This window comes from Nocardia sp. MDA0666 (genome assembly GCF_003023875.1).
Taxonomy (GTDB): Bacteria; Actinomycetota; Actinomycetes; order Mycobacteriales; family Mycobacteriaceae; genus Nocardia; species Nocardia aobensis.
Genome location: NZ_PYHT01000002.1, coordinates 1 through 25,131 on the forward strand (window position 1 = coordinate 1; position 25,131 = coordinate 25,131).

The 25,131-nt window shown below is 68.8% G+C and carries 25 protein-coding genes and 1 pseudogene; 14 read left to right on the top strand and 12 right to left on the bottom strand.

Annotated elements, in window-relative coordinates:
• Nucleotides 1–35: 35 nt before the first annotated feature.
• Together C8258_RS04480 and C8258_RS04485 are read right to left on the bottom strand one after the other, a co-directional pair.
• Nucleotides 36–713 (bottom strand): annotated as a pseudogene (locus C8258_RS04480) (PucR family transcriptional regulator); the annotation flags it as partial.
• A gap of 157 nt (nt 714–870) precedes the next feature.
• Nucleotides 871–1,092: a hypothetical protein gene (locus C8258_RS04485; protein ID WP_233224874.1), complete on the bottom strand. Its 222-nt coding sequence runs from the start codon at nt 1,090–1,092 to the stop codon at nt 871–873.
• A 176-nt stretch (nt 1,093–1,268) separates the two neighbouring features.
• Between C8258_RS04485 and C8258_RS04490 the strand changes: the two genes are divergently transcribed.
• The 5 genes from C8258_RS04490 to C8258_RS04510 all read left to right on the top strand — a co-directional run bounded on the left by C8258_RS04490 (nt 1,269) and on the right by C8258_RS04510 (nt 7,729).
• Nucleotides 1,269–2,483, top strand: coding sequence for a lipase family protein (locus tag C8258_RS04490; protein ID WP_106954071.1), 1,215 nt, complete (start codon nt 1,269–1,271; stop codon nt 2,481–2,483).
• 185 nt (nt 2,484–2,668) lie between these two features.
• The gene (locus C8258_RS04495) at nt 2,669–4,111 is read left to right on the top strand and encodes a lipase family protein (protein WP_106954072.1); all 1,443 of its coding nucleotides are present in this window, start codon (nt 2,669–2,671) and stop codon (nt 4,109–4,111) included.
• A gap of 431 nt (nt 4,112–4,542) precedes the next feature.
• Nucleotides 4,543–5,739 carry a CdaR family transcriptional regulator gene (locus C8258_RS04500; RefSeq protein WP_146161161.1) on the top strand — a complete coding sequence of 399 codons (1,197 nt, stop codon included), beginning with the start codon at nt 4,543–4,545 and terminating at the stop codon, nt 5,737–5,739.
• Nucleotides 5,736–6,689 (top strand): acyl-ACP desaturase, encoded by a 954-nt coding sequence (locus C8258_RS04505; RefSeq protein ID WP_106954074.1) that lies wholly within the window; start codon nt 5,736–5,738, stop codon nt 6,687–6,689. Before C8258_RS04500 ends, C8258_RS04505 begins: the two co-directional genes overlap by 4 nt.
• Nucleotides 6,686–7,729, top strand: a complete 1,044-nt coding sequence (locus C8258_RS04510) for an alpha/beta hydrolase family protein (RefSeq protein WP_233224875.1) — start codon at nt 6,686–6,688, stop codon at nt 7,727–7,729. Before C8258_RS04505 ends, C8258_RS04510 begins: the two co-directional genes overlap by 4 nt.
• A 36-nt stretch (nt 7,730–7,765) precedes the next feature.
• Here C8258_RS04510 and C8258_RS04515 read toward each other — a convergent pair whose 3' ends face one another.
• Nucleotides 7,766–8,392 (bottom strand): YdcF family protein, encoded by a 627-nt coding sequence (locus C8258_RS04515; RefSeq protein WP_106954075.1) that lies wholly within the window; start codon nt 8,390–8,392, stop codon nt 7,766–7,768.
• Nucleotides 8,393–8,764: 372 nt separating this feature from the next.
• On the opposite strand from C8258_RS04515, the gene C8258_RS04520 reads away from it, so the two are divergent.
• The 4 genes from C8258_RS04520 (at nt 8,765) to ygiD (ending at nt 13,724) form a co-directional block, all read left to right on the top strand.
• Nucleotides 8,765–9,991 (top strand): triacylglycerol lipase, encoded by a 1,227-nt coding sequence (locus tag C8258_RS04520; protein WP_233224876.1) that lies wholly within the window; start codon nt 8,765–8,767, stop codon nt 9,989–9,991.
• Between the two features lie 228 nt (nt 9,992–10,219).
• Complete coding sequence (locus C8258_RS04525; protein ID WP_369974707.1) at nt 10,220–11,242, top strand: alpha/beta hydrolase; 1,023 nt, start codon at nt 10,220–10,222, stop codon at nt 11,240–11,242.
• Between the two features lie 177 nt (nt 11,243–11,419).
• A complete protein-coding gene (locus tag C8258_RS04530; protein WP_106954077.1) occupies nt 11,420–12,817 on the top strand; it encodes an AarF/ABC1/UbiB kinase family protein in 1,398 nt (465 codons plus the stop codon).
• 70 nt (nt 12,818–12,887) lie between these two features.
• Nucleotides 12,888–13,724 carry a 4,5-DOPA dioxygenase extradiol gene (ygiD, locus tag C8258_RS04535; RefSeq protein WP_199195609.1) on the top strand — a complete coding sequence of 279 codons (837 nt, stop codon included), beginning with the start codon at nt 12,888–12,890 and terminating at the stop codon, nt 13,722–13,724.
• A gap of 4 nt (nt 13,725–13,728) precedes the next feature.
• Here the strand turns inward: ygiD and C8258_RS04540 are convergent, their stop codons facing one another.
• Entirely contained in the window at nt 13,729–14,289 is a 561-nt protein-coding gene (locus C8258_RS04540; protein WP_106954322.1) for a QsdR family transcriptional regulator, read from the bottom strand.
• A 179-nt stretch (nt 14,290–14,468) separates the two neighbouring features.
• On the opposite strand from C8258_RS04540, the gene C8258_RS04545 reads away from it, so the two are divergent.
• The 3 genes from C8258_RS04545 (at nt 14,469) to C8258_RS04555 (ending at nt 18,618) form a co-directional block, all read left to right on the top strand.
• Nucleotides 14,469–15,440: a phosphotriesterase gene (locus C8258_RS04545; protein ID WP_106954079.1), complete on the top strand. Its 972-nt coding sequence runs from the start codon at nt 14,469–14,471 to the stop codon at nt 15,438–15,440.
• A 94-nt stretch (nt 15,441–15,534) separates the two neighbouring features.
• The gene (locus C8258_RS04550; protein WP_106954323.1) at nt 15,535–17,055 is read left to right on the top strand and encodes a class I adenylate-forming enzyme family protein; all 1,521 of its coding nucleotides are present in this window, start codon (nt 15,535–15,537) and stop codon (nt 17,053–17,055) included.
• Between the two features lie 204 nt (nt 17,056–17,259).
• The gene (locus tag C8258_RS04555; protein ID WP_106954080.1) at nt 17,260–18,618 is read left to right on the top strand and encodes a TIGR01777 family oxidoreductase; all 1,359 of its coding nucleotides are present in this window, start codon (nt 17,260–17,262) and stop codon (nt 18,616–18,618) included.
• Between the two features lie 25 nt (nt 18,619–18,643).
• Here C8258_RS04555 and C8258_RS04560 read toward each other — a convergent pair whose 3' ends face one another.
• From C8258_RS04560 to C8258_RS04590, 7 genes are read right to left on the bottom strand one after another with little or no spacing between them, the layout of a single operon-like run.
• Nucleotides 18,644–20,458 carry a complex I subunit 5 family protein gene (locus tag C8258_RS04560; protein ID WP_106954081.1) on the bottom strand — a complete coding sequence of 605 codons (1,815 nt, stop codon included), beginning with the start codon at nt 20,456–20,458 and terminating at the stop codon, nt 18,644–18,646.
• A complete protein-coding gene (locus C8258_RS04565) occupies nt 20,458–20,805 on the bottom strand; it encodes a sodium:proton antiporter (RefSeq protein ID WP_039782797.1) in 348 nt (115 codons plus the stop codon). The genes C8258_RS04560 and C8258_RS04565 overlap by 1 nt, the downstream gene beginning before the upstream one ends.
• Nucleotides 20,802–21,551 (bottom strand): MnhB domain-containing protein, encoded by a 750-nt coding sequence (locus C8258_RS04570; RefSeq protein ID WP_106954082.1) that lies wholly within the window; start codon nt 21,549–21,551, stop codon nt 20,802–20,804. The genes C8258_RS04565 and C8258_RS04570 overlap by 4 nt, the downstream gene beginning before the upstream one ends.
• Nucleotides 21,548–21,790, bottom strand: a complete 243-nt coding sequence (locus C8258_RS04575; protein WP_106954083.1) for a DUF4040 domain-containing protein — start codon at nt 21,788–21,790, stop codon at nt 21,548–21,550. Before C8258_RS04575 ends, C8258_RS04570 begins: the two co-directional genes overlap by 4 nt.
• On the bottom strand, nt 21,787–22,086 hold the full coding sequence (locus C8258_RS04580) for a monovalent cation/H(+) antiporter subunit G (RefSeq protein ID WP_106954084.1): 300 nt from the start codon (nt 22,084–22,086) through the stop codon (nt 21,787–21,789). The genes C8258_RS04575 and C8258_RS04580 overlap by 4 nt, the downstream gene beginning before the upstream one ends.
• Nucleotides 22,079–22,330: an MrpF/PhaF family protein gene (locus C8258_RS04585; RefSeq protein ID WP_106954085.1), complete on the bottom strand. Its 252-nt coding sequence runs from the start codon at nt 22,328–22,330 to the stop codon at nt 22,079–22,081. Before C8258_RS04585 ends, C8258_RS04580 begins: the two co-directional genes overlap by 8 nt.
• Complete coding sequence (locus C8258_RS04590; protein ID WP_106954086.1) at nt 22,330–22,818, bottom strand: Na+/H+ antiporter subunit E; 489 nt, start codon at nt 22,816–22,818, stop codon at nt 22,330–22,332. Before C8258_RS04590 ends, C8258_RS04585 begins: the two co-directional genes overlap by 1 nt.
• A 182-nt stretch (nt 22,819–23,000) precedes the next feature.
• Here C8258_RS04590 and C8258_RS04595 point away from each other — a divergent pair, with 182 nt between their 5' ends.
• On the top strand, nt 23,001–23,447 hold the full coding sequence (locus tag C8258_RS04595; RefSeq protein ID WP_233224878.1) for an ATP-binding protein: 447 nt from the start codon (nt 23,001–23,003) through the stop codon (nt 23,445–23,447).
• A gap of 76 nt (nt 23,448–23,523) precedes the next feature.
• On the opposite strand, the gene C8258_RS04600 is transcribed toward C8258_RS04595, so the two are convergent.
• Nucleotides 23,524–24,492, bottom strand: coding sequence for a TIGR03557 family F420-dependent LLM class oxidoreductase (locus tag C8258_RS04600; RefSeq protein WP_106954087.1), 969 nt, complete (start codon nt 24,490–24,492; stop codon nt 23,524–23,526).
• Between the two features lie 177 nt (nt 24,493–24,669).
• Between C8258_RS04600 and C8258_RS04605 the strand changes: the two genes are divergently transcribed.
• Nucleotides 24,670–25,107: an anti-anti-sigma factor gene (locus tag C8258_RS04605; protein WP_106954088.1), complete on the top strand. Its 438-nt coding sequence runs from the start codon at nt 24,670–24,672 to the stop codon at nt 25,105–25,107.
• Nucleotides 25,108–25,131: the final 24 nt, after the last annotated feature.

The window sequence follows — 25,131 nt, forward strand, 5'->3', positions numbered from 1 at the left end:
CTTCGTCGGCAGCGTCAGATGTGTATAAGAGACAGGGCTTGGTCGGGGTGTGGGGGGATGTGGAGGGCGAGGATGTGGTAGTTGTCGGCGATTTCGATGCCGCATTCGCGGGCCATGGTGCTGGTGGGGTGGCCGCCGAGGAGTGCTGAGGTGAGGGTGTGGACGGCGTTGTGGTGTTCGGAGACGACGGCGCGGAGTTCGCGGACGTAGGCGCCGGAGACGGCGGTGGTCATGGTGTCGAGGATTTCGACGAGGAGTTTGGCGCCTTGGAGGAGGTTGGTGTAGTCGGTGTGGGTGAGGGTGAGGGTGGGTTCCCCGTCGCCTGCGCCTGTGCCGCTGTTGGTGCGGGTTTTGGTGGTGGCGTTGGTGACGACGAGGTCGAAGCCGATTTTGAAGCCTTCGTGGATGGCGTGGTGGATGGTGTCGATGGGGACGCCTTCGCGGGCCCAGGCGGCGGCGGCGTCTTTGAGGCGTTCGGTTTTTTCGGGGATGTCGCGGCCGTCGAGGAGGCTGATGGCGAGTTCGAGGCAGGTGCGGGTGATGGTGGTGATGTCGCCGTGGATGGCGTCGCCGGGGAGGGTGCCGCAGGGGGCGACGTTTTCGACGAAGTGGCCGACCATGTGCCGCGACAGCGACCACACATCCTTCAACGGCGACGACATCGGCCGTCCCGAAAAGGTGAGACTGGACCGGTTGGAGCTGTCGACGGTCATCACTGACTCCTTCTACTCCCGAACTATCTGTTCCGGCGGTTAACGCTAATCAGCAGGCCGGGAACCGAGGGTGCTTCGCGAATCGTCTGTGCGGAAATCGAAGCAGGTCGGCGGGCCGTTGTGATCGCTCACAGTCGCCAGGACGCGGATCGATTCCTCAATGCCACAATCGGCGGCAGGGCAGCGGTCGCAATCCGGGCCGGACCATGCCGTCCACGGTGACGGCCAGCCCGGAGTGCACCGCGGCGGCGGCGAACTCCCAGGCCTCGGCGCGGGTGGCGGCGTATTCGAGCACCATGTCGGCCTCGGGGCCGGTGCCGCCGAAGTAGACCGTGATCCGGCGAGTGGGAATGTCGGGGACCGTATCGGAGATGTCCATAGCCGTGCTCCTTTGCATCGGTGCAGGAACGAAGCTACGTACTCGCGGGTAACCCGAACAGGTTTCAGTGGGTAATTCATCGCGTAACACAGACCGCCGCGCGGCAAACTTGTGATTTCTCAGGACCGGCGGTGCCGATTTCGGGTTGCCTCGCGCGCGCGATAATCTCTTGGCTCATGGGCCATATCGCGGTCCGGCGGGCGCTGAGTGTCGCCGCCGGCAGTCTGCTGCTGTTCGCTGCCGCCACGACTTCCGCACCGGCGCAACCGATCTACCCGGCGGCGGATCCGGATCCGTTCTACGCCGCGCCGGCCGACATCGCCGAGCACAAGCCCGGCGACGTGCTTGCGACGAAACCGCTACCGCCGCTGGATATCTTCCCCGACACCGACATCACGCTGATCAAGTTCCGCTCGACCAATTCCGAGGGCAAGCCGATCGCGGCGACCACCACGGTCCTGACCCCGCACAAGCGCGCGGCAGACGGCCCGCTGCTGTCGTATCAGACCATCATCAACGGACTGGGCACCGATTGCGGTGTCTCCCATGTGCTCTACACCAAGAACCCGGATCTGATGGTGCGCGAGGCGCCCGCCTACAACGTGGTGTTGCAGCGCGGCTGGAGTATCGCGATGCCCGACCATCTCGGGCCGCAATTCGCCTACGGCGCAGCGCGTCTGGGCGGCCAGATCACCCTGGATGGCATTCGTGCGGTGCAGCACGCCGCCGATCTGAAACTCGAGCACAGCCCGGTGACGATGGCCGGCTACTCCGGCGGCGGCATGGCCACCGCGTGGGCGGCCGCGCTCGCGCCGGTCTACGCGCCGGAACTGCGCATCGCCGGGGCCGCGGCCGGCGGCGTGCCGATGAACATGGTGAAGATGCTGGAGGGCCTGGGCTACGGCTCGCATCCGGCCTTCGGCCTGGCGATGGCGGCCGGACTCGGCCTGGAACGCGAATACCCGGACCGGTTCCCGCTGTCGGAGCAGCTCAACGACAAAGGTCTGGCGGCGCGGCAGGTGATGGCCAACAGCTGCACCAACGGCCTGCTGGCCGCGGGCGCGGGCCACGGAGTGACCGAGTTCGCCAGAACCACATCGATGACCGAGGATCCGACCGCGCGCAAGGTGGTCGAGGACAACAGTCTCGAGCTCTACACCGACAGCGTGCCGAATATGCCGGTGTTCGAATGGCATTCGCCCATCGACGGCCTGATTCCGGTGGACTCGATCATCGAAACGGACCGGCGCTGGTGCCAGGCCGGGGTGTCGGTCCAGTCGGAGGCCATTCCGGTACCCGACCACCTCACCGCGGCCGTACTGGGCCTGCCGCAGGTCCTGAACTGGCTGGACGGTCGCATGCACGCTCAGCCGGTGCCGAGCAACTGCTGAGCGCGCCACCCCCACACCGCTCGCGCGCCACGAATTCGATATCGATGCGGACTCGCGCCGCACACGATCCGAACACGCCGCCCGGGCAACCGGATTCGCGCCGGTAGTCTCGAAACACCTGGTTCAGCGCCGAACTCGGGTTGGCAGCGCACGGGGACCAGCGGTGAGCTTCAGTGGGGTGCGTCATGCGAATTCGGCATGTTCTGGTCACGGTATTGCTACTCGGTTGCGGTCCCGTCGCGGGTACCGCGGCGGCACAGCCGCCGATTCCTCTGCCTCCCTTGCCCTTACCGGCGGTATCGTTACCGGGGCTGCCGACGCAGCCGTATGCCCAGGATCCGGCGGCCTCGAATCCGCCCGCGCCGGGTCTCGCGCAGTTGCAGCAGTGGATCGACGTCCTGATTCCGCCGCCGCCCATCCCGGTGGCCGATCAGGCGGCCGCGGGGGAGACCGGTGTCACCGCCGATCTGGCCCGGCTGCAGACGGCCGTCATGCCCTCACCGGTGGGCGATCCGCTGCTCGACGACTGGCCGTCCGATCTCGCGGGGCTGCGCCCCGGTGACGTGATCGCGACCCGGGACGTGACGACAACCGCCGCTCCGCTGCTCGTAGTGCCCGTGCGGCAGGCGCTGCAGCTGAAGTACCGCACGACCGACGCCCACGACGCGCCCTCGTACGCGACTGCGACACTGGCGATTCCGGCCGCGCCGTGGACGGGTCCCGGATCGCGGCCGGTGCTGGTCAACAATCTGCCGATCGACGCGCTGGGCCGGACCTGCACGCCCGGCTACACGCTCGCGCACGGCTTCACCGGCGATACCGGGACCACCGATTTCGTCCCGCCCACCACCCAGCTGGCGCTGCTGCGCGGGTACGCGGTGCTGATTCCCGATCACGAGGGCCCGCGGATGGCGTATGCCGAGCCCTTCGTGGCCGGTCACGCCGTGCTCGACGCGATCCGGGCGATGCGTGCGGCGCTGCCCGCCGAATTCGGCGCCAGCCGGTACGCCATGCACGGCTACTCCGGTGGTGCCATCGCCACCCGTGGTGCGGTGGCGCTGATCGATTCCTACGCACCGGAATTGGCGCCGGCGATCGTCGGTGCGGCACTGGGCGGGGTGCCGGCCGACTATCAGATCCTGTCGCAGAGCATGAACGCCAACTTCGCGTCGGGAGTCTTCCTGGCGGCCACCTTCGGGGTGGGGCGCGAGCGGCCGGAGATCCTGGCCCGGATGAACAATCTGGCCCGGTGGGCTGCCCTGTCGCCGCTCAAGGACACCTGCGCCGGCGTTTTCGCCGTCCCCGGCGTGCTGTCGCTGCCGATCGACATCGCCGCCGACACCCCCGATCCGCTGCACAGCGCGCTGGCCGACGACATCTACCGGGTGACGCGGATGCAGGGCATGAAATCCGCTGTGCCGCTGTACGTCTACAACGGCGAACAGGAGTTCTGGATTCCGGCGGCCGGCGCCCGCGAGTTCTATCGCGACCAGTGCTCGCTGGGAGTGGCGGCGGTGTACCGCAGCGTGCTCGGCGAACACATCATCGCGGCCGGATTGGGATATCCCGAGGCGATGGGCTGGGTCGATCAGCGATTGCAGGGTGTGCCGGCCCCCAGTGAATGCTGAACGGCCGCTTCGTTCATTCGCGCTGTCGTCGCGGAGAATTTTGTGCCGCGACCCCAGCCGCCCCCCGGGCGATTCATGAATTGTCATCGGATCGCCGGTGTTTCGGGTTCGAGGCGATTCCGTGGCCGTACCGTGACGTGAACGCGGCACCGGTTTTTGCGCGGACGGTGCCGCGTTCGGCAACCGGCGCACCCGCACCTTCCGGAAGGAGAGGAGGTCGGCACTGCGGACGCCGGACCGGCCACCGGTGAGCGGCTCCCGACTCGAAGCCGCCGCTCACGGCGCACAGCTCGACCCGCGGCACCAGGACTTCCAACCCCCTCCTCGACGCGGTCACTGTGCGTAGCAGTGGAACCGCCCGCCGGGTGCATCCTCACCCCAAGGCATCCGGCGGGCACACTTCGCGCGGGGACAGATTCTGGAGCGACCCGATGACACCATCCGCACCCAGCCTGGCGGCGACTCTGACCCGAAGCGTGCGCATCGAGGCGCCGGCGTCACATTCCGACACCACCGCCGAATTCGGCGCGGGGGTGCGCGAATGTCTGGCCCTGGCCGCCGATATGGTCGCCGAACCCGACCCGGAACCGGCGGATGCCGCGCGTCTGGCCGAACTGGTCGGCCGGGCCGGTGCGTGGGCGCGCGAGGGCATCGACCTCGACACCGTGCTGCGCGCCTACCACGAGGCGGTGCGAAACGCGTTCAGCGATATCGCCGGTGGCCGCGGTGACGGCGAGACACTGGTCGCCGACGCCGAGCAGGCGCTGCGCCTGCTGGAGACGGTGACCGTGGCGACCTCGGCCGCCTACCTCGACGAACACCGCTCGGCCGCACGCCATCATCAGACCGCGGCCCAGACCCTGGTCACCGCGCTGCTCAGCGGTCACGGCCGCGCGGCACTGGCCCGCCGCACCGGGATCGTGGTCGCACCCGCCTATCAGGTGGTGGCACTGTCGATCGCTCCCCACCCCGGCGAATCCGATCCGCGCCGCAACGCCGAAACCGTGGCGCGCCGCAAACTGCGCCGGCTGCAGAGCGCGCTGGCGCCGGTGCTGGGCTCGCGGGCGCTGTCGCTGCTCTCGGTCGACGGCGGCACCGTACTGGTGCCGGTCGAGGACCCCGATGCCTCCGCCCGCATCGATGCCCCTGTGCTGACCGCCGACACCCTGGATGTCCTGTCCGCGGCGGCCTCGGTGCCGCTCACCGCGACCGTCGTCGCGGGTCCCACCGCACGCATCCCGGAGCTGGCCGCCGAAGCCCACGAACTGCTGGAACTGGTGCGCGCACTGCGTCGCCCACCGGGCCTCTACGGGATCGCCGACGTGGCGGTGGAATATCAGCTGACCCGGCCCGGCCCGGCGCGTGCGCACCTGGCCGCGGTGCTCGGTCCGTTGCGGCCGCATCCGGAGCTGCTGGAAACCCTGCGCGCCTATGTGGATTCGGGCCTGGACCGCAAATCGACCGCGGTGCGACTGGCGATCCATCCGAACAGTGTGGCGCACCGGGTGCGGCGCATCGAGCGGTTGACCGGCATCGAGCTGGCCCGGCCGGACGGTATCGCGCGGGCGAGCCTGGCGTTGCTGGCATTCGATCTCGGCACCGATTCGCGCATCGAGGAGTACGCGTGAGAGTCGCCGATCGCGATCTGCTCCGCGAGCTGGAACCCGTCGCCGAACGCTGTCTCGCGGACCATCTGCGCAAGTCGCGCGCCTGGCATCCGCACGAATACGTGCCCTGGAGCGAGGGCCGTAATTTCGCGGCGCTGGGCGGAAACGATTGGGAGCCCGAACAATCGGCGTTGCCGGAGGTGGCTCGGGTGGCGCTGGTGACCACTCTGCTCGCCGAGGACGAGCTGCCCTCCTGTCATCGTGCGATCACCGAGACCTGCGGCGGCGACGGCGCGTGGGGACGGTGGGTGGGGTGCTGGACCGCCGACGAGAACCGCCATGCCATCGTGATCCGCGACTACCTGGTGGTGACTCGCGCGGTGGATCCCGTTGCGCTGGAACGCGCCCGGATGACGCGGCTGACCAGCGGCGTCGCCGGCTCGCAGGCCCCGCGGTTGCTGCGCGGGTTGGCCTGTGTGACACTGCAGGAGCTGGCCACCCGGATCAGTCACCGCAACACCGGCATCGCCTGTGGTGAACCGATCGCCGACCGGATGCTGTCGCGCATCGCCACCGACGAGAACCTGCATATGATCTTCTACCGCAACATCTCCCGGGCCGCCCTCGAGCTGGCCCCGGACGCGATGATGCGCGCGATCACCGAGGCGGTCACCGGTTTCCGGATGCCCGGCTCGGCCCGGCCCGGCTTCCGGCGCCACGCGCTGCTGCTGGCCGCCCACGGCATCTACGATCCGGCGCAGCATCTGGAGATGGTGGTGCGTCCGGTGCTGCGCAACTGGCACGTGTTCGAGCGCACCGATCTGACCGATGCGGGGGAGCGGGCCCGCGACGAACTGGCCGTCCATCTGGCCGCTCTGGAGAAGGCGGCCGACCGCTTCCGGGAACGGCGGGAACGAGCGCGCGCCCGGGAGACGGCGTTCGCGGACGCTTCGGCGGTGGTGCAGCGGTGATCACCCGTGCGGCGCTGGGCGCCGCTCTGGCCGTGGCCGCCGGCGCGATGGCGGCCGCTCCGGTGTGCGCCGATCCCGCCGCGCCCCCGCCCACGGCCCCGCCGGCGATCGATCCCGCCGTGACACGAACGGAACTGGTGCGCACCGAAACGCGCAAACCGGGCTGGGACCGGCTGTACGTCGCATCCGCCGCGATGCATCGGGTGGTGCCCATCGATGTACTGCACGGCGGCGGGAGCGAACCCCGGCCCACCCTCTATCTGCTCGACGGTGTCGAGGGCGCGGCGACTTCCGGGTGGCTCACCGACGGCGAGGCCGCGCGCTTCTTCGCCGGCAAACCGGTGGACGTGGTGCTACCCGGCGACGGCGTCGGCAGTATGTACGCCGACTGGGACCACTACGACCAGAACCTGGGCCTCAACCGCTGGGAGACCTTCCTCGTCGACGAACTGCCGCCGATCGTGGAGAAATATCTGCATTCCGACGGACGCCGGGCGATCGCCGGAGTGTCGATGGGCGCGCAGGCGGCGATGATGCTGGCCCAGCGTCACCCGGGCTTCTATCGCGCGGTCGCGGGTATCAGCGGCTGCTATTCGACCGCCGACGAGGTCGGCCAGGCCGTCACTCGCATCACCGTGGCCTCACGCGGCGGGAACCCCGAAAACCTGTGGGGCCCACCGAATTCGCCGGAATGGGCGGCGCACGACAGTTATCTGGGCGCCGATACCCTGCGCGGTACGCCGATCTATCTGTCGGCGGCCACCGGCCTGCCGAGCCCACCGGATCTGACCGCGATCGCCACCGCGCACGATGTCGCCGGTGCGCTGCGGTCCGCGGGCGGAGGCATCGCGCTGGAGGCGGGAGCGCGCACGTGCACCGAACGGTTCGCCGCGCGGCTCGCTGCGCTGAACATCCCGGCCACCGTGCGCTACATCCCCGCGGGGACGCATTCCTGGCCGGATTTCACCGCGGCCCTGCCGTCGGCGTGGGACGCGCTGGCCGCCGGACTCGGTATCGCGCGGACCTGGGGCCCGCGCTAGAAGGCCGGCGGCTCCGGATTCACTGCTGTGGCGGATTCACTGCTGTGGCCCGAACACCTCCAGCACCACCGGCGGCAGATCCTGCGGGCTGACCGTGCCCACCACCGCCACCCCCGCGTCGACGAAATCGGCTACGGCACGGGGCATATGGTCGGCCGACGTGACGACCACCGCATCGCCGGCACCCAGGGTGTGCATCATTTCCGCGGAGTTGACGGCGTTTTCGACGGTATCGCTGGCGCGTGACTCGATGTGGATCCGCTCCGGGGCGATGCCGTGGCCGACGAGCCAGCCGGCCATGGCGTCGGCTTCGGTGGTGCCACCGCGGGGATTCCCGCCGGTGACGATGATCGGCGAGGCCGGCGACACCATCGCCTGTACGAGCGCCGCCTGCAGCCGGGCGACGAGTTCGGGTCTCATACCGCCGTCGGGCAGCAATCCGTAACCGAGCACCACGATGGCGGTGCTCGGCCCGTGCGGGGCGGGCAGCGGCGGCAGCGGATCACCGACGGCGCGCAGCTGTTCGATGACGCCGGCCGCATCGGTGAGCGGATCGGCGGCGGCGGTGGGGAAGGCGGCCGCGGTGAGTGCGCCGACGGCCAGAGCGGCGGCGGCGAAAAAGCGAAAACCCTTGGGCCGCAGTGCAGTACGAAAGCCGAGCATCAAGACTCCAGACGACGTGGGGCCGTGCCACGTAGTCACGTGGACCGGACCGGACGGACAACTCCAGTGAGAATCCGATATCTGTTCGTGATTGCGTCGTAATTGGTTGTATCGCTGGATATTTCACGGTACGGCCGACATTGCTGCTGTGACTGCGCCGATATCGGGAAAAGCCTGACGCCACCGGGCAATTCGCCCGGCTGTGCAACTTCACTGCGGTCGGTTCGGCGGCTCGTGAGATTCCGAAGAGACTGTCTTTGTCCGTATCGGCGGCTCGTCGGCGACTTTAGCGTCTGAGTTCAGTTTCGGCCGCGCGGCTCGCTGTCGCGCATCGCAACAAAGAACGCCGATGTTCTGACGAAAGGTTCACCCATGAGACCAAACACCCGCCGCAGGTCGCTGAGCGCCGCGGTCGTCGTGGGGGTTTCGCTGTTGACAATGGGCTTCGCGGGGATCGGCGCCGACGCCGAGCCGGCGGTGGCGTCGAACGATCAGCAGCAGGAGCAGCAACTGGTCGACTTCATCGACCAGGGACTGAAGAATCCCGCCGCCCACCCGATCGCCGATTCCGGCAGCTCCGGCACCGGTTCGGCCTGCACCTCGGGCAGCGGCGCGGGATCCGGCAACGGGTCGGGCGACTGCTACGGCGGTTCCGGATCCAGCTCGGGCTCGTCGGGTGGAACCTCCAGCGACACCATCGGCTACGGCCCGGCGCAGAGCTCGTTCCTGGCTGCCTTCGGATACGGCCTGCTGCATCCGGACGTGGCCCCGCCGGGAACCAACGACTGGAATTGCAAACCCACCGCGGCGCATCCGGAGCCGGTGGTGCTGGTGCACGGCACGTGGGAGAACGCCTACGACAACTTCTCCTTCGTCAGCCAGCCGATCAAGGACGCCGGCTACTGCGTATTCACGTTCAATTACGGCAAATCCAATCTGATTCAGGGCGGCGGCCTGGGATCGGTGCTGCCGGGGGCGAACGGCACCGGGTTGATTCAGGATTCGTCCAAGCAGCTGGCGCAATTCGTGGACCGCGTGCTGGCGGCGACCGGGTCGCAGAAGGTGAATCTGGTCGGCCATTCCCAGGGTGGCGCGATGTCGCGGTGGTATCTGAAGTTCGACGGTGGTGCGGCGAAGGTGCATCACATGATGACCTTCGGCGCCACCAACCACGGCACCACCCTCGACGGCATCGGCGCATTGGGCCGGGCCATCAACAACTTCGGCATCGATGTGCTCGGACTGGTGGAGATCTTCGTCGGCCACTCCGGCATCCAGCAGACGGTCGGTTCGGATTTCGTCAACCAGCTCAACGCCGGTGGTGACACGGTGCCGGGTGTGGACTACACGGTGGTCGGCACCCGCTACGACGAGGTGACCACGCCGTACGATCTGACCTTCCTGCAGCCCGGGCCCGGTGCGACGGTCAAGAACGTCACCCTGCAGGACGGCTGCGAACAGGATCTGTCGGATCACCTGACGATGATGTATTCGCCGCGGGTGCTGTCGATCATCCTCAACACTCTCGATTCGGCTCAGACTCCCGCGCTGACCTGCAGCTTCAACCCGTGGCTGCTGGGCGGTGGCGGCAAGCTCTGAGTCGTCCGACCTGCCCGCCGGAACGCGGAAACCCTGAATTCCCATCGTGTTCCGGCGGGCCGCACGCCGCCGTGGGGTCCGGCACGGACCGAGGTACGCCGGCCTCGTCTCCGCGCACAGGAGTGCACACACCCACGGTGGTGGTCCCGCCGGGCGATGTCCTCACACAGCATCGCCCGGCGGGCCTCGTCGTCTCCGCGGCGATCGTTCTGTCACGAAGGAGTTCTCATGTTCGGAAAGGTGCTGCGCGGCAGCATCATTCCCGCCGTTCTGATGATGGCGGGCGCGGTGCTGGGGGCCGCGCCCGCCGGTGCGCAACCCGATCCGGTTGCCGCGGACGGGTCGGCGATCACCGGTAGCTGGCGGCTCGATCCGCGGACCGAGCAGTTGCGGGTGCATTCGGAGGCGATGAACACCGACATCATGGTGAAGGTGCAGACACCGGCCGACGACCAGTCGGCCGCGCCGGTGCTGTATCTGCTCAACGGTGGTGGGGGAGGCCAGGATTCGGCCACCTGGGAGCGCAATACCGATGTCGCGGGTTTCCTGTCGGCGAAGCAGACCTATGTGGTGCAGCCGGTCGGGGGCCGCTGGAGCTACTACACCGACTGGCGCGCGCCGGACCCGAAACTCGGTGTGTACAAATGGAAGACGTTCCTCACCGCGGAACTGCCGCCGCTGATCGACGGGCGTTACCGCACCACCGGCGCCAACGCGCTGGCCGGGTTGTCGACGTCGGGGACCTCGGTGCTGCAGTTGCCGATCGCGGCCCCGGGACTGTATCGCTCGGTGGCCGCGTATTCCGGATGTGCGCAGATCAGCGATCCGATCGGCCGGGAATTCGTCAAAATGGCGGTGCAGACGTGGGGCGGCGGTGACGTGGAGAACATGTACGGCCCCGACGACGACCCGATGTGGGCGGCCAACGACCCGTACGTGCACGCCGACGGCCTGCGGGGACTGAATCTGTTCATCTCCACCGGCACCGGTGTACCCGGGATGTACGACGTATACGGCGGTGACCACATGCAGCCCGGCCCGCGCGGATATCTCGATCAGCTCGTGATCGGCGGGGTGATCGAGGCCGCGGTGAACTGGTGCACGCACAATATGTCGACTCGCCTGGGGGAGCTGGGAATCCCGGCGACCTTCGACTTCGAACCGACGGGCACGCATTCGTGGGGCTACTGGCAGGACGCGCTGAAACGCTCGTGGCCCGTACTCGCCGCGGGACTCGGCATCGCGCCGTGAACCGGCATGTCACGCCGTGAAGGCGACGACGTCGGTGGGGCCGGTCTGCGCGTGGGGCACGCCACACCGGCCGGTACGGTGGCCCGGCAGTCGTAGACTGTGCACGAACCACATGACGAGGGGACGGTCGCAACGAATGATTCGGGCAGGTGAGTGGGTGACCAGCGGAGTCCTGCGGTGACGGCGGCGGCCACCGAGACCGCCTCCGGACCGGGCGCGGGGGAGACTCCACCGCAGCCGGTACCGGCGCTGGAGAAATTCGGATTCGCGGAGTTCCGCCGTACCGCCGCGATCGGCACGACGATCGGCAGCAGGGTGACGCGCCGCGTGCTGCGCCAAGGTCTGCGCCCGGCGAAGCGGCGACGGGCGATGGCCGAGGGGACGGTCGACGGCTTCGAGGCGCTGGGTCCGATGTTCGTCAAGCTCGGGCAGCTCATCGCGTCGTCGCCGGCCTCGTTCCCGGACGAACTCGCCGACGCGTGCCTGCGCTGCCTCGACGACGTCCCGCCGTTTCCGGCCACCGACGCGCGCGCGGTGATCGAGGCCGACCTCGGCGCCCCGATCGACCGATTGTTCCGGGAATTCGACGACGAACCGCTCTCGGCCGCCTCGGTGGCTCAGGTGCATGCCTGCGTCCTCGCCGACGGCCGCCCGGCGGTGCTGAAGGTGCAGCGTCCCGATATCGCCCGGCGCATGATCGTCGATCTGCGCGCCGCGTACCGGCTGGCCGGCAAACTGACCAAACGTTCGGAGAACGCCCGCATCGCCAACGTCGAGGGTGTGGTCCGCGATCTGTACGACACCACCGTCGCCGAGCTGGACTTCCGCAACGAGGCCCGCAATCAGGCGCAGGCGAGGGCCGATCTCGCCGCCTTCGGCGACAACACCGGTGTCGTCGTGCCCGAGGTGTACTGGGAGTACTGCGGACCGCGCGTGCTGTGCATGGAGCGGATGCGCGGGATGCCGCTCGACCGCTTCGACGACATCCGCGCCGCCCACCCCGATCCTGAGCTGCTGATCCGCCGGCTGGTCAAGGCGTGGGTGGAAAGTGTTGTGGTGCACGGCCTTTTCCACGGCGACGTGCATGCCGGAAATCTCTGGCTGCTCGACGACGGCCGGGCCGCCATGCTCGATTTCGGCATCGTCGGCACCATGACGCCGCAGTGGCGGGCGTTCGTGCGCGCGCTGTTCCACGCCAGCGCCATCGACGGTGACTTCCGGCCGGTCGCGCGGGCACTGCGGGAACTGGATCTGCTCGACGGCGACGACGGTGACGACGCCACCATCGGCCGGCAGCTGGCGACGGCGCTCGCGCCGGTGCTGTCGGGCAAACTGGCGCAGCTGGATATGGGCAAGGTCGCCGCCCGGCTGGTGGAATTCGGCAAACGCCGCGGCGCCTCGGGCCCGCAGCAGTTGCTGCTGATGGGCAAACAGCTCGGCTACTTCGAACGCTATGCGGTCGCGCTGGCTCCGGGCTGGCGGCTCGGTCAGGACCTGTACCTGTTCCGCAACATCTTCCCCGAGGAAGTGACCGCCAAGGTCGCCGCCGAGGGGATCGAACTCCCCACCGACTGAGCTCACCGGCGGGATCGGCACCACGAGAAGGAGTGCGCAGATGTCGCCGGAGCAGATGTCGCCGGAGGAAATGCCCGCGGTATTTCTCGGCCACGGCAACCCGATGAACGCGCTCGACCGCAACCGCTACACCGAGGCGTGGGCGGCCGTCGGGCGCGCCGCGCCGCGTCCGCGCGCGATCCTCGTGATCTCCGCGCACTGGTACACCAACGCGACCGCGGTCACCGCGATGCCACGCCCGCGCACCATCCACGATTTCTACGGATTTCCGGACGAGCTGTTCGCGGTCGAGTATCCGGCGCCGGGTCTGCCCGAACTGGCCGAACAGGTCGCCGATGTGGCCCGTCCGCAGTGGGTGGGCTGCGATACCGACAGCTGGGGGCTCGATCACGGCACCTGGTCGGTGCTGGTGCACGCGTTTCCGGATGCCTCGATTCCGGTGGTGCAGTTGTCGCTCAACGCCTTCGAACCACTGGACTACCACCTCGAACTCGGCCGCAAGCTCGCTCCGCTGCGCTCGGACGGGGTCCTGATCGTCGGCAGCGGCAATATCGTGCACAATCTGCGCGCGGTCGATTTCGGGCAGCCGGATGCCGGTTACGACTGGGCCGTGCGTTTCGACGAGGCGGCCCGGGAGGTGCTGATGCGCTCACCGACCGAGGCGGCCGCGCTCGACGCGCATCCCGATTTCGCCGCGGCCGTCCCGACTCCCGATCACTACCTGCCGCTGCTGTACATCGCGGGCCTGGCCGACACCGAACCGCTGGTGCCGATCGTCGACGGACATTGTGCCGGTTCGATTTCCATGGCCGCCTACCAGCTCGGCGGCACCTGCCCGCCGCAGTCTTCGGGCAGTGGCGCACCGGGGTTGCCGGCCGGAGTGCCGGCCCTCGACAGCAATATGTGACCTTTCACGCCCGGCGTTCGCCGAGAAGCAGGGCGACGACGGCCAGAGCGGTGTCGATGCGTGGTCGATCGCCGCCGAGCAGTGGCGCGTAGAGGTGCGCGTCGCAGATGCGGACGATGGCCTCGCCCAGTACGTCGGCGGCCAAGGGGAGCGCCAGATTTCCCTGCCGCTGTTCGCTGTCGAGCAGTTCGGCGACCATGCGCGCCGACGTCGATTCGATCCTGCCGGGAAGCAGCGCGAGCCGGATGAACAGTGCCGGTTCGCGACTCGTGAGGATTCGCAGCGGTTCGGATTCGGCGACCGCGACCATCACCCGTTCCAGGGTGTCGAGAACCAGTGCCGCACCGGATCCCGCGGCGTCGGCGAACACTTTGCGGTAGGTGCGTTCGGTGGCTTCGGCCAGCACGGTCGCGATGAGGTCGTCCCGGTTGCCGACGTGCCGGTACAGCGTCGCGCGTCCGATGCCCAGCTCGCGGGCGAGCACCGACATGTCGAGTTGTTCGCCCGCCAGGTACAGCTTCGTCGCCGCGTCGACGGCGCGACGTCCCTCGGAAGTAGCGATCATGTCGTCCATCTCCTCATACCGAGGCATGCCGTGCCGGCTCGGCGGCCGTATCGAGCTGGTTGACGAATCCTCGACTCTGAGACACACTTGCGCAGTGTCTCACACGGGATGGCGTGGATCACATTCTTCCGACTGCATTCATAGCCGTCCTGCTCGCCGCTGATACCCCGAGGAATTCGATGTCTACCGTTGAAACCGTCCGTGGACCCCTCGACACCGCCGCCCTGGGCAAGGTGCTGATGCACGAACACGTCTTCGTGCTCGGCGAGGAGATGCGGCAGAACTATCCTGACTATCCGAATCGGTGGGATGAGGACGCGCGGGTCGCCGATGCCGTCGCGAAGTTGCGCGAATGCGCCGCCCGCGGCATCGACACGATCGTCGATCCGACGGTGATCGGGCTCGGTCGCTACATTCCGCGGATTCAGCGGATCAACGAGCAGGTCGACATCAATATCATCGTGGCGACCGGCCTCTACACCTACAACGAGGTGCCGTTCCAGTTCCACTACACCGGCCCCGGCCTGCTGTTCGACGTCGCCGAGCCGTTGGTCGAGTTGTTCGTCAAGGACATTCGCGAAGGGATCGCGGGGACCGATGTGAAGGCCGCGTTCCTCAAATGCGCGATCGAGGAACAGGGCCTGACGCCCGGAGTCGAGCGGGTGATGCGTGCCGTCGGCCAAGCGCACGTGGAGACCGGGGCGCCGATCACGGTCCACACGAACGTCCACAACCAGTCCGGCCTGATCGCGCAGAAGGTGCTCGCGGAGGAGGGAGTGGATCTCGGCAGGGTCGTCATCGGGCATTCGGGCGACAGCACCGATCTGGACTATCTGTGCGCTCTCGCCGACGCCGGCTCCTACCTGGGCATGGACCGCTTCGGACTCGACGTCCTGCTGCCGTTCGAGCAACGAGTGGACACCGTGGTGCGACTGGTCGAGCGCGGCTACGCCGAGAAGATGGTCCTCGCCCACGACGCGGCCTGCTTCATCGACTGGTTCTCCGAGGAGGGCAAGGCCGCCGCGGTGCCGAACTGGAACTTCACCCACATCAGTGACGACGTGCTGCCGGCGCTCCGCGAGCGTGGCGTCACCGACGAGCAGATCGACACCATGCTCGTCCACAACCCGCGGCGTTATTTCGGTGCCTGAGTTCCGCTTCTGCGCGGGCCGTGATGTGTTGCGCGCCCAGCGAATTGCGAACACGGCCGATCGAGGAGATGTACTGATGACAATCGAACCCGCGGTGATCGAGATTTCGCGCCACGCCAATCCCTTTCCGCGAACCGGCGTCACCGAGCGCGACGGTGTCGCGCACTACACCGACCTTCCGGCGACGCTGCTGGAGATGCTGCACGCCCAGGTGGAGAGGCGGCCCGGCAGTGAAGCGGTCGTCGAACTCGCCGGGGATCGCCTGACGTATCGGCAGCTGTGGGAGCGTGCCGCCCGGGTCGCCGGGGGTCTGCGTGCGGCGGGTTTGGAACGCGGAGGCCGTGTCGCCGTGCGTTATCCGGCCGGCGTCGACTGGGTGCTCGCCTTCTGGGGCACGGTGATGGCGGGCGGCATCGTCGTCGCGGTCAACACCCGCTCGGCCGGGCCGGAGGTCGATTTCGTGCTGACGGATTCGGGCGCACGGATCGACCTCGCTCCCGGCGTACCGCTTCCCGACGGCGGTCCGGTTGTGACGCAAGATCTTTCGGCCGACGATATCGCGGCGATCTTCTATACCTCGGGCACTACGGGCCACCCCAAGGGCGTACCCACCACGCACGAGGCGTTCGTGACCAACGCCGAGAACATGGTGCGCTGCATCGGACTTCCCCGCGATATCGGTGAGGGTATGCGGACGCTGATCTCGGTTCCGCTGTTCCATGTGACCGGCTGCAATTCCCAGCTGCTGACCGCCGCCCACCTCGGCGGCACCGCGGTGATCATGCCGGCGCTCGGCGTTCCCGAGTTGATCGCCGCGCTCTCGACGGAACGGATCTCGTTCCTGGTGACGGTGCCGGCCGTCTATGCGCTGATGGTGCGGCACCCCGACTTCGGGGCGGCGGACACCGCCGCGGTGCGCTGGGTGGGCTACGGCGGCGCGCCGATCGCACCGTCGCTGGTGCTGGCATTGAAGGACGCGTTTCCCAACGCCGAGGTCTTCAACGGATACGGCATGACCGAGACCGCATCCCTGATGACGGTGCTGCCCGACGGGGACGCCGTCGACCACGCCGATTCGGTCGGTTACGCGGTGCCGTCCGTTCAGCTGGGTGTTGTCCCGCTCGGCGACGAGCCCGGCGTCGGCGAACTGGTGGTGCGCGGGGCGAATGTCACCGGCCGCTATTGGCATCGTCCCGACGCCGACGCCGCCACGATCGTCGACGGCTGGCTGCATACCGGTGACGTGGTCCGCGTCGACGACGCCGGGCGGGTGCACATCGTCGACCGGATCAAGGACATCATCAACCGTGGTGGCGAGAACGTCTCGAGCGTCGAGGTCGAAGCGGTTCTGCTCGCGGCGCCGGGCATCGCCGACGCCGCCGTCCTCGCCGTACCGGACGCCGTCATGGGAGAGAAGGTCGGCGCCGTCGTCGTCGCCGATCGTGACGGCATCGACATTCCCACGCTGATCGAGCACTGCCGGGAACGGTTGGCCGACTTCAAAGTGCCGCAGTACGTGACCGTGGTGGGTGAGCCGTTGCCGCGCAACGCGGGCGGCAAACTGCTCAAAGGCGTGCTCCGGGAACGGACGACGTGGGGCGACCCCCTGCGGTGAGGAATGCGAGACTGCCCACTCGCGCACGCGGAACTTCCTCGCCTAGCCGCACGCGATGTCCTGGCGGCGCTCACTACCTCGGCCCGGTGACGCCCGGCGGTGGCACTCCACTGTGATGACCGCCCGAAGTTCGGGCGCCGGCACGCCTGGGGCGCCTTGGCGGCCGGCCGTTTCGGCCCGGTGCGGCGGGGGTACTGCCGCCTCATGGGTTTCGAATCGGCGAATGTCGTGGACTTTCCGCAGGCAGACGTCTTCGAATGGTTCACCCGGCCCGGTGCGCTGACCAGGCTGGCGCCGCCGTGGCAACCGGTACGGGTGGTCCGCGAAGCGGGATCGCTGAAGGACGGGCGCGCCGAACTGGCACTGCCCGGCAACCTGCGCTGGGTGGCCCGGCACGATCCGGCCGCCTACGATCCGCCGCACCGGTTCGCCGACGAACTCGTCGCCGAGGGCCCCGCCTCGGCCTTCGCGTATGTGGTGCAGTGGCGCCACACCCACGGCTTCGAAGCCGTCGACGCGGGACGCACCCGGATCGTCGACGAGGTGGACACGCCTGTGCCCGCCGCCCTGCTGCGGCCCATGTTCGAGTACCGGCACCGGCAGCTCGCCGGTGATCTGGCGGCTCACGCCCGTGCCGCCGAGAACGGTCTGCGGTCGTCGACCATCGCGATCACCGGCGCCTCGGGACTGGTCGGGACGGCGCTGACCGCGTTCCTGCGGACCGGCGGGCACCGCGTGATCCGGCTGGTGCGCGGGCCCGCCCGCGAACCCGGCGAGCGGCAGTGGGATCCGTCCGCGCCCGCCGCCGATCTGCTGGACGGGGTGGACGCGCTGATTCATCTGGCCGGGGCGCCGATCGCGGGCCGGTTCACCGACGAGCACAAACGCCGCGTCCGCGACAGCCGCGTGGAGCCGACCCGCGCGCTCGCCGAACTGGCCGCGCGGACCGGACTGGCGACCTTCGTCGGGGCGTCGGCGATCGGCTACTACGGCTACGACCTCGGCGATCGCCCGCTCACCGAGGACAGTCCGGCCGGTGACGGATTTCTGGCCGAGGTGGTCTCGGCGTGGGAGGACGCCGATCGGCCGGCCCGCGAGGCCGGGGTGCGGGTGGTGCGGGTGCGAACCGGTCTGGTGCAGTCGCCGGCCGGTGGGCTGCTGCGCTTACTGCGGCCGTTGTTCGCAGCCGGACTGGGCGGACCGATCGCCGGTGGGCGGCAGTGGATGTCGTGGATCGGCATCGACGACATGATCGACATCTACCACCGCGCGCTGTGGGATACCGCTCTGGCGGGTCCGGTGAACGCGGTGGCGCCGCATCCGGTCCGCAATGCCGAATACACCCGCACGCTGGCCCGCGTCGTCCGACGGCCCGCGATCCTGCCTGTTCCGCAGGCCGGTCCGGCGCTGCTGCTGGGCGGGCAGGGCGCGCGGGAGCTTGCAGCGGCGAGCCAGCGAGTGGAGCCGACCCGGTTGCTGGCCGCCGGCCATCATTTCCGCACCGACCGTCTCGAGCCTGCCCTGCGGCACGTACTGGGCCGGCTCGAGGCGCCGGGGGAGTAGGCGGCGGGGAGCGGGGACAGCTGCCTCAACCCACCCAGAGCAGTCCGATGACGGCCGCGCAGCCGAAGACCAGCCACGCCGCGTAGTCGCCGACGTGCCCGCTGTGCAATCGGTGCAGTCCGTGCCGCACCGCGATCACTGCGGACGGTCGAGAATCGCTGTCGCCCAGCATATTACGATGATGGATGCCGAGCAGTGCCAGGGCCACCGCGGCACCGGCCGATACCAGGCCGAGGATCGTTCCGTGCAGCGTCCAGCTCAGATCCGGGGCCGACCGCACCGGGACGGCTCCCGACAACGCGCGGTCTCGATAGCCGATCCGATCGCAGAACTGCGCGGCCGCCGCGGCCACCTCACGGCCGAAGCGTCCCGGAAGTCCGCTCAGCACACCGGCACTCAACAGTGCGAACACCGCTGCGAGCATCGTCGCCGGAATGCGGCCGGGTGGGGTGTCGGCATCGGGAGTCTCGTGCGCGCCGGTGGTCTCGTCCGCCTCCGACGCCGGCCGCGGTGGACGGCCGACGCCGAAGAACACGCGCAGCCCCACCCGCAGCACCGCGGCGCCGGTCAGCGCCGACACCGCGATCACCAGCACAGTCAGCGGTACCGAATGTGCCGATTCCTCCAGCAGCGATTTGCCGAAACCGGTGCCCGACAGCGGAATTCCGCTCAACATGAGGCCGCCCAGCACGAATGCCGCTCCCACCACCCGGTGCCGCCGGGCGCGACCGTACAACCGCACCTCGTCGAGAGATCGATAGCGCGACAACAGGATTCCCGCCATCAGGAACAGCGCGCCCTTCACCGCGGCGTGCCCGGCCAGATATACCGCCGAGGCCGCCACGCCTTCCGGAGTCAGTGCGGCCAGGCCGAGCAGGAACAGTCCGATGTGCGCGATGGTCGAATAGGCGAGCAGTCGCTTGATATGGCGCTGCAGGACACACATCACGGTGCCCAGCAGCGCGGTACACACGGCCAGTACCAGCATCATGCGATGGACGCCCGCGGCCGGCAGCACGGTGTCGAACACCGCCCAATAGACCCGCGCCACACCGTAGATGCCCAGCGGCGCCATCGCGCCCGAGAACAGGACACACACCGGCGTGGGAGCGACCGCGTGCGCGTCGGCCAGCCAGAAATGGAACGGCACCGCCGCGGCTTTCACCAGCCAGCCCGTCGCGATCAGCCCGAACGCGATGAGTACCAGCGCATCCGGCGGCCGCTGCGACAGTGCGAGGCTCAACTGCGGCAGACCCAGCCGACCGGTCCGCGCGTAGAGCAGTCCGATGCCGAACAGGCACAGATAGGCGCCCAGCGAATTGACGACCGCGAAGTTCAGGCCGCCCTGCACGGCTTCGGGCTCCTCGATCTCGAGTCCGGTCAGGGCGTAGGCGGCCACGCTCATCAGCTCGAAGAAGACGAACATGTCGAACAGGTCGCCGGTGAGGGCATAGCCCGCCATACCCGCGGTGAACAGCAACAGCAGCGCCGGATAGTGCGCGCGCACGCTGTCGAAGTAGCGCCAGCCGAACAAAAGGGCCGTGGTCGCGAGCACGGCGATCAGCAGCACCATGGCCGCGCCCAGCCGGTCGGCGACCAGCACGATGCCGACCGCGAATCGCGGTCCGGGCCGCCACCCGCCGACCCAGGTCACCACCGCGCCCGACCCCGTCGCGGCAAGCAGCCACCCGGCCAGGATCGCGGTGACGAGGGCGGTGACCAGCGCGAGAGCGTCGATGAGGCGGCGGGGAGCGATCCGTCCGAGAAGCAGCAGCACACAGGCGCCGGCGATCGGCACCGTGACGATCAACGGCGGCAGCGCGCTCGCGGAACCGCCCATCAGCCGCGCAAGGCGTGCAGCTCATCGGGGACCACGGTGCCGTGCCGTTTGGCCACCTGGATCACCAGCGCCAGCAGCAGCGCGCTCACCGTCGCCGACACCACGATGTCGGTCAGCGCCATGGCCTGCACCACCGGGTCCACCACCGGCGAACCGGGCGGATTGGCCTGCCCGAAGATCGGTGCGCTCGCCTTCTGCTGATATCCGACGGCGAGCAGCAGCACATACGTACTCGACTGGGTTACCGATACGCACACCACGGTGTGGACGAGATGGCGGCTGCGCACCACGCCGAACAGCCCCATCAGCAGCACCCACGCCGCGACCAGATACGGGAATACGCTCATCTCGCCCCTTCGTCGGCACCCAGATACTCGTCGAGGAACTGGGCGAGCAGTACGACGATGCCGCTGCCCACCGCGATCCCGACCGCGCAGCTGAACAGCGCGACGGTGCCCGCGGAAAACAGGTGCCCGCTCGTGCCCTTCGGCAGGAAGTTGGACAGGAATCCGGTGCCGGCCGCCAGCCCGGCCGCGCCCAGTGCGAGGACCGCGCCCATGCCGACGGCTTCTCCCGTCTCGTACCAGACCAGCGGCCGGACCCGTCGCAGTGCCTGATAGTCGCCGGCCACGTACAGCAGATGCAGACCGGTGGCCAGCACCACGCCGCCCTGGAAGCCGCCGCCGGGGGTGAGGTGGCCGTGTACGACGACATCGGCGCCGATCAGCAGCGTCACCGGCAGCAGGATGTACCCGGCGAGGCGGGTGGCGGCCAGCAGCGGTGGACGCGAGGACGAGGTGATCGCCGGCCGCGGCGGCCGAGGCTGGGAGGTGCGCCGCAGCAGCGTGGCCGCCCCGACCACCGCCGCCACCAGAATGGCCTCCTCGCCGAGGGTGTCGAATCCGCGTTGATCGAAGTTGATGGAGGACACCACATTCGGACTCCGGCGCTGCAGCGCCTCCGCCGCTGTGGCGTCGCGATAGGGATGAAAGTCGTTGCCGAAGTCCGGAATTCGCAGCACCGCGAGGATCAGCGCGCCCCCGAGGCCGAGGGCCCCGGCGGCGAAGACCAGCAGGCGCGTCCGGGTGCTCACGAGCGTCTCCGCCTGCGCACCGACCGCACCGCCAGCAACACCATCAGCGGCACCACCGCGGTACCGACCGCGATCTGCGACAGCGCGACATCGGGGGCCCCGAGCGCCAGGAACAACGGCGACAGCAGTGCGCCGTAGACGCCCAGCGTCACCGCCTGGCGCTGCGGGTTCTCGGTCCACACCACGACGGTGGCCGCGACGGCCACCAGGACCAGCGCGAGGATGATCAGTACATTCATTCCCGTTTCCGTTCGGCCAGAACGACATTCAGCTTGCCGATCGCCGCCGTCGACACCGGTGCGGTGACCCACAACAGTGCCGCGGTGAGGGCGACGATCGCGGTGGTGAGACCGGGGCCGTAGTCCAGCAGCACCGCCAATGTCAGCAGCGGCCCGGTCACCGACGTGAGCATGCCGGGATAGTGCAGCCGCGCGTATACCCCGCGCGGTCGCAGCGCCGCCCACGACGCCGCCACCGCCACCACGACCGCCACGCCGAGGACGAGGGCGGCCGCGATCGCTGCGGGATCAGTCATCGCCCGCCCCGATCAGCCGGGTGAACACCAGGGTTCCGGCGAACGCCAGCAAGGCCAGCACCGTCGCCACGATCAGATAGTCGGGACGGTGGGCGGCGAGGCTGATGGTGATCAGAACCAGCACCGTCACCGTCCCGACCATCTGCATGCCGACCAGCCGATGGGCCGCGATACCGCGAGCGGACAACCAGATCCCCGGCGGCAGGGCGCCCGCCAGCAGTGCGATCGAGGCGACGGTCCACATCAGCGTCGCCGGTCCGGGGCGCGCACCGCGCGCTGCAGCGCGGACTCGGGCAGCGGCAGGGTGTGCAGCCTGATCCGGGAATGTTCGGGATCGGAGTAGACCACCAGGGAACCGGGGGTCGCCGACAGCAGAATCGTCGCGACGGCTTCCCGTCCGTCGCGCTGGGCTGTCGAACCGGTTGCGGGCAAGGGCAGTTCGGTGAAACGGCCGGCCGGCCGCCGACCCCGCGCCACCAGGGAGAGCGCTCCGGCACTGTCGCGCACCACCGCGAGCGCGGTCCGGGCCACCCACCGCGGCAGGTGGGCAGGCGGGCGCCAACTGCCGCCGATCGCGCGTCGCGCCGCACAGGCGGCCACCGCGCACGGCAGGGCCGGCACCGCGGCAGCGATCACCTCCTCCCACGCGGCGACGGTCACCGTGGCCTGCCAGATCAGCACACAGATCAGCCACCAGGCCGCCGCTTCTGCCACGACACCGCCGCGCCGCATCCGCACCTCCTGCCTCGGGGCCGCACATACCCGCTCGACCTGCGGGTACCCGGGGAAGTCGTGGCCAATCGCGAACTGCCGCCGACCCGGTACCCGGATGACGTTTGGTTCCCCGGATGCCCGGGTATCGGCGACGACGAGCGGTAAATGCGAGACGCGCCTGCGGGGCGGAAGGAGAGGACGTGTCCTTGAGCGAGTGGATTTCGCCAGCGACGGACCCGGCGCCCACGGGTTCGGTCGTCGGCGTGCGAGTACTCGCACAAGCGCGCCAGTTGCTCATGCTGCGCGCACTGGCCGAAACGGTCGCATTGATGGCCGAATTCGCACTCGACGAGGTAACCGACATCCGGGTGGCGCTGGACGAGATCGCCACCGCACTGATCGAACGCGCCGTCGCCGGATCGTCGATCGAATGCGATTTCGGCTACGACGGTGACCGGATGTCGGTCGCGGTGACGGCGGTCGCGGTCACCCCCGAGGCGTTGCACCGGGACGGCCTGGGCTGGCATGTGCTGACCTCGATCACCGACTCGCTCGAGGCCACCACCGCACCCTTCGATTCGGCGGTCGCGGGATATCCGGTGACGGTGGAATTCCGGCGATCGCGCCGACACGGTATCACCGCGTAAAGCCGCGGCGAGGGCCCGGCAATCACGCTGCCGGACCCTCGTATTCCGCGCCGGCGGTCCGATCGACCGCCGAATGTCACTTCGCCGGAGACAATTCGCGCATCGGGGTATCGAGTTCACTGCGATAGAAGTCGATGAATCCGTCCGGATCGGGTCCGGCGTTCTGCATCACCAGATGGTCGAATCCGGCGTCCACATATTGCTGTGCCACTTCCAGATAGCGTTTCGGATCGGAACCGCAGGCGAATTGCTCCAGAATGTCGTCGCGGCGCACGGTGGACGTCGCGGCGTCGAAATTCACCGGATTCGGCAACTCGCTCATCACTTTCCATCCGGTGAGCGCCCAGCGTGAGGTTTCCAGTGCGGCCTGCGCCGCGGTCCGTTCGTCGGCGGCCCAGGCCATTCCGACTTCGGCGTAGCCGCCGCCGCGCCCACCGGCACCGCGGTAGGTGTCCACGAGCCGCGCTTCGGGGTCGGTCGCGAACAGTCCGTCGCCGAGTTCGGCGGCGAGCCGGGCGGCGTCGGGACCGCCCGCGGCGACGATGATATCGGGCAGCCGCTCGGGCAGATCGAACACCCGCGCATCCGAAATCGACAGGTACTCACCGCGATACGTGCGATACCCGCCGCGCCACAGCAGCCGGATGATCTCGAGGGCTTCGCGCAGCATGCGCTGGCGAATATCGATCGGCGGGAATTCCCGGCCCACCACATGTTCGTTGAGCCGCTCACCGGATCCGACGCCGAGATCGAAACGCCCGTCCGACACCAGCGCCAAGGTGGCGGCGGCCTGCGCCACGATGGCCGGGTGATACCGGATGGTGGGGCAGGTGACACCGGTGACCAATCGGATGCGCTCGGTGCGTTCGGCGATGGCTCCGAACACCGTCCAGGTGAACGGGGAGTGGCCCTGATTGTCGAGCCACGGGTGATAGTGATCGCTCATTTCCACGAAGTCGAATCCGGCTTCCTCGGCGCGAATCGCCTGTCGGATCAGGTCGCGCGGTCCGTAGCCTTCCGACGCCAGTTTGTAGCCGATCTGCATTGCGGGGGCTCCTCACGTGCGTAGGACAAGTCGATTCCCGGCTACCCAGCCGCGCGGTCCGCAACCGTATGCCGACGGGCTATACAGGCCGCTCCGTCTTTGTTAGAAAGGTGATAGCGGGATTTGCCTCGAGAAGCGGGGCAATTCACATGTCGATTTTCGCCTGGGAGATCGCACATGAAGACCAACGCCACATTCCGAATCGGTCATCACCGTTCGCTTCCCGTCCCGGGTCGCGCCGAGGCCCGGCTCAGCGCGGTCATGCGCACCCACGGGGCCGCGGTGGTCTTGTCGGTACGCGGGGAGGCCGATGCGTGCACTCTCGATGATTGGCGACGTCTCATCCACGAGGGCGCGGCGCTGGCCGCGGCCCACGGCGGGCCGCTGGTCATCGATACCGGCGGGCTCGGCTTCCTGGGCTGGCGCGCACTGGTGGTGGTGGCCGAGGAGGCCGCCGACCGGCGTGGGCGTGGAGTCGTGATATGCCTGGTCAGCCGCACGCCGACGATCGCGCGGATGGCGGCGGTGGATCCGCTGACCGCCGAGTTGGCCATTCACACCACCGTTGTCGGCGCCCTGAGTCACCTGTCCGCCCCGCCCGCCGACGCGAAGTGAGCCGACACAATCGTTGTCGGAGCC

Coding starts and splice junctions, on each gene's coding strand:
- C8258_RS04490 (WP_106954071.1), top strand. CDS start 1,269: ATGGGCCATATCGCGGTCCGGCGGGCGCTGAGTGTCGCCGCCGGCAGT.
- C8258_RS04540 (WP_106954322.1), bottom strand. CDS start 14,289: ATGATCGCTACTTCCGAGGGACGTCGCGCCGTCGACGCGGCGACGAAG.
- C8258_RS04565 (WP_039782797.1), bottom strand. CDS start 20,805: ATGAGCGTATTCCCGTATCTGGTCGCGGCGTGGGTGCTGCTGATGGGG.
- C8258_RS04485 (WP_233224874.1), bottom strand. CDS start 1,092: ATGGACATCTCCGATACGGTCCCCGACATTCCCACTCGCCGGATCACG.
- C8258_RS04585 (WP_106954085.1), bottom strand. CDS start 22,330: ATGTGGACCGTCGCCTCGATCGCACTGCTGGCGGGCGCCCTGCCGCCG.
- C8258_RS04545 (WP_106954079.1), top strand. CDS start 14,469: ATGTCTACCGTTGAAACCGTCCGTGGACCCCTCGACACCGCCGCCCTG.
- C8258_RS04525 (WP_369974707.1), top strand. CDS start 10,220: ATGTTCGGAAAGGTGCTGCGCGGCAGCATCATTCCCGCCGTTCTGATG.
- C8258_RS04560 (WP_106954081.1), bottom strand. CDS start 20,458: ATGGGCGGTTCCGCGAGCGCGCTGCCGCCGTTGATCGTCACGGTGCCG.
- C8258_RS04575 (WP_106954083.1), bottom strand. CDS start 21,790: ATGAATGTACTGATCATCCTCGCGCTGGTCCTGGTGGCCGTCGCGGCC.
- C8258_RS04590 (WP_106954086.1), bottom strand. CDS start 22,818: ATGCGGCGCGGCGGTGTCGTGGCAGAAGCGGCGGCCTGGTGGCTGATC.
- C8258_RS04515 (WP_106954075.1), bottom strand. CDS start 8,392: ATGCTCGGCTTTCGTACTGCACTGCGGCCCAAGGGTTTTCGCTTTTTC.
- C8258_RS04520 (WP_233224876.1), top strand. CDS start 8,765: ATGAGACCAAACACCCGCCGCAGGTCGCTGAGCGCCGCGGTCGTCGTG.
- ygiD (WP_199195609.1), top strand. CDS start 12,888: ATGCCCGCGGTATTTCTCGGCCACGGCAACCCGATGAACGCGCTCGAC.
- C8258_RS04495 (WP_106954072.1), top strand. CDS start 2,669: ATGCGAATTCGGCATGTTCTGGTCACGGTATTGCTACTCGGTTGCGGT.
- C8258_RS04555 (WP_106954080.1), top strand. CDS start 17,260: ATGGGTTTCGAATCGGCGAATGTCGTGGACTTTCCGCAGGCAGACGTC.
- C8258_RS04600 (WP_106954087.1), bottom strand. CDS start 24,492: ATGCAGATCGGCTACAAACTGGCGTCGGAAGGCTACGGACCGCGCGAC.
- C8258_RS04580 (WP_106954084.1), bottom strand. CDS start 22,086: ATGACTGATCCCGCAGCGATCGCGGCCGCCCTCGTCCTCGGCGTGGCG.
- C8258_RS04500 (WP_146161161.1), top strand. CDS start 4,543: ATGACACCATCCGCACCCAGCCTGGCGGCGACTCTGACCCGAAGCGTG.
- C8258_RS04605 (WP_106954088.1), top strand. CDS start 24,670: ATGAAGACCAACGCCACATTCCGAATCGGTCATCACCGTTCGCTTCCC.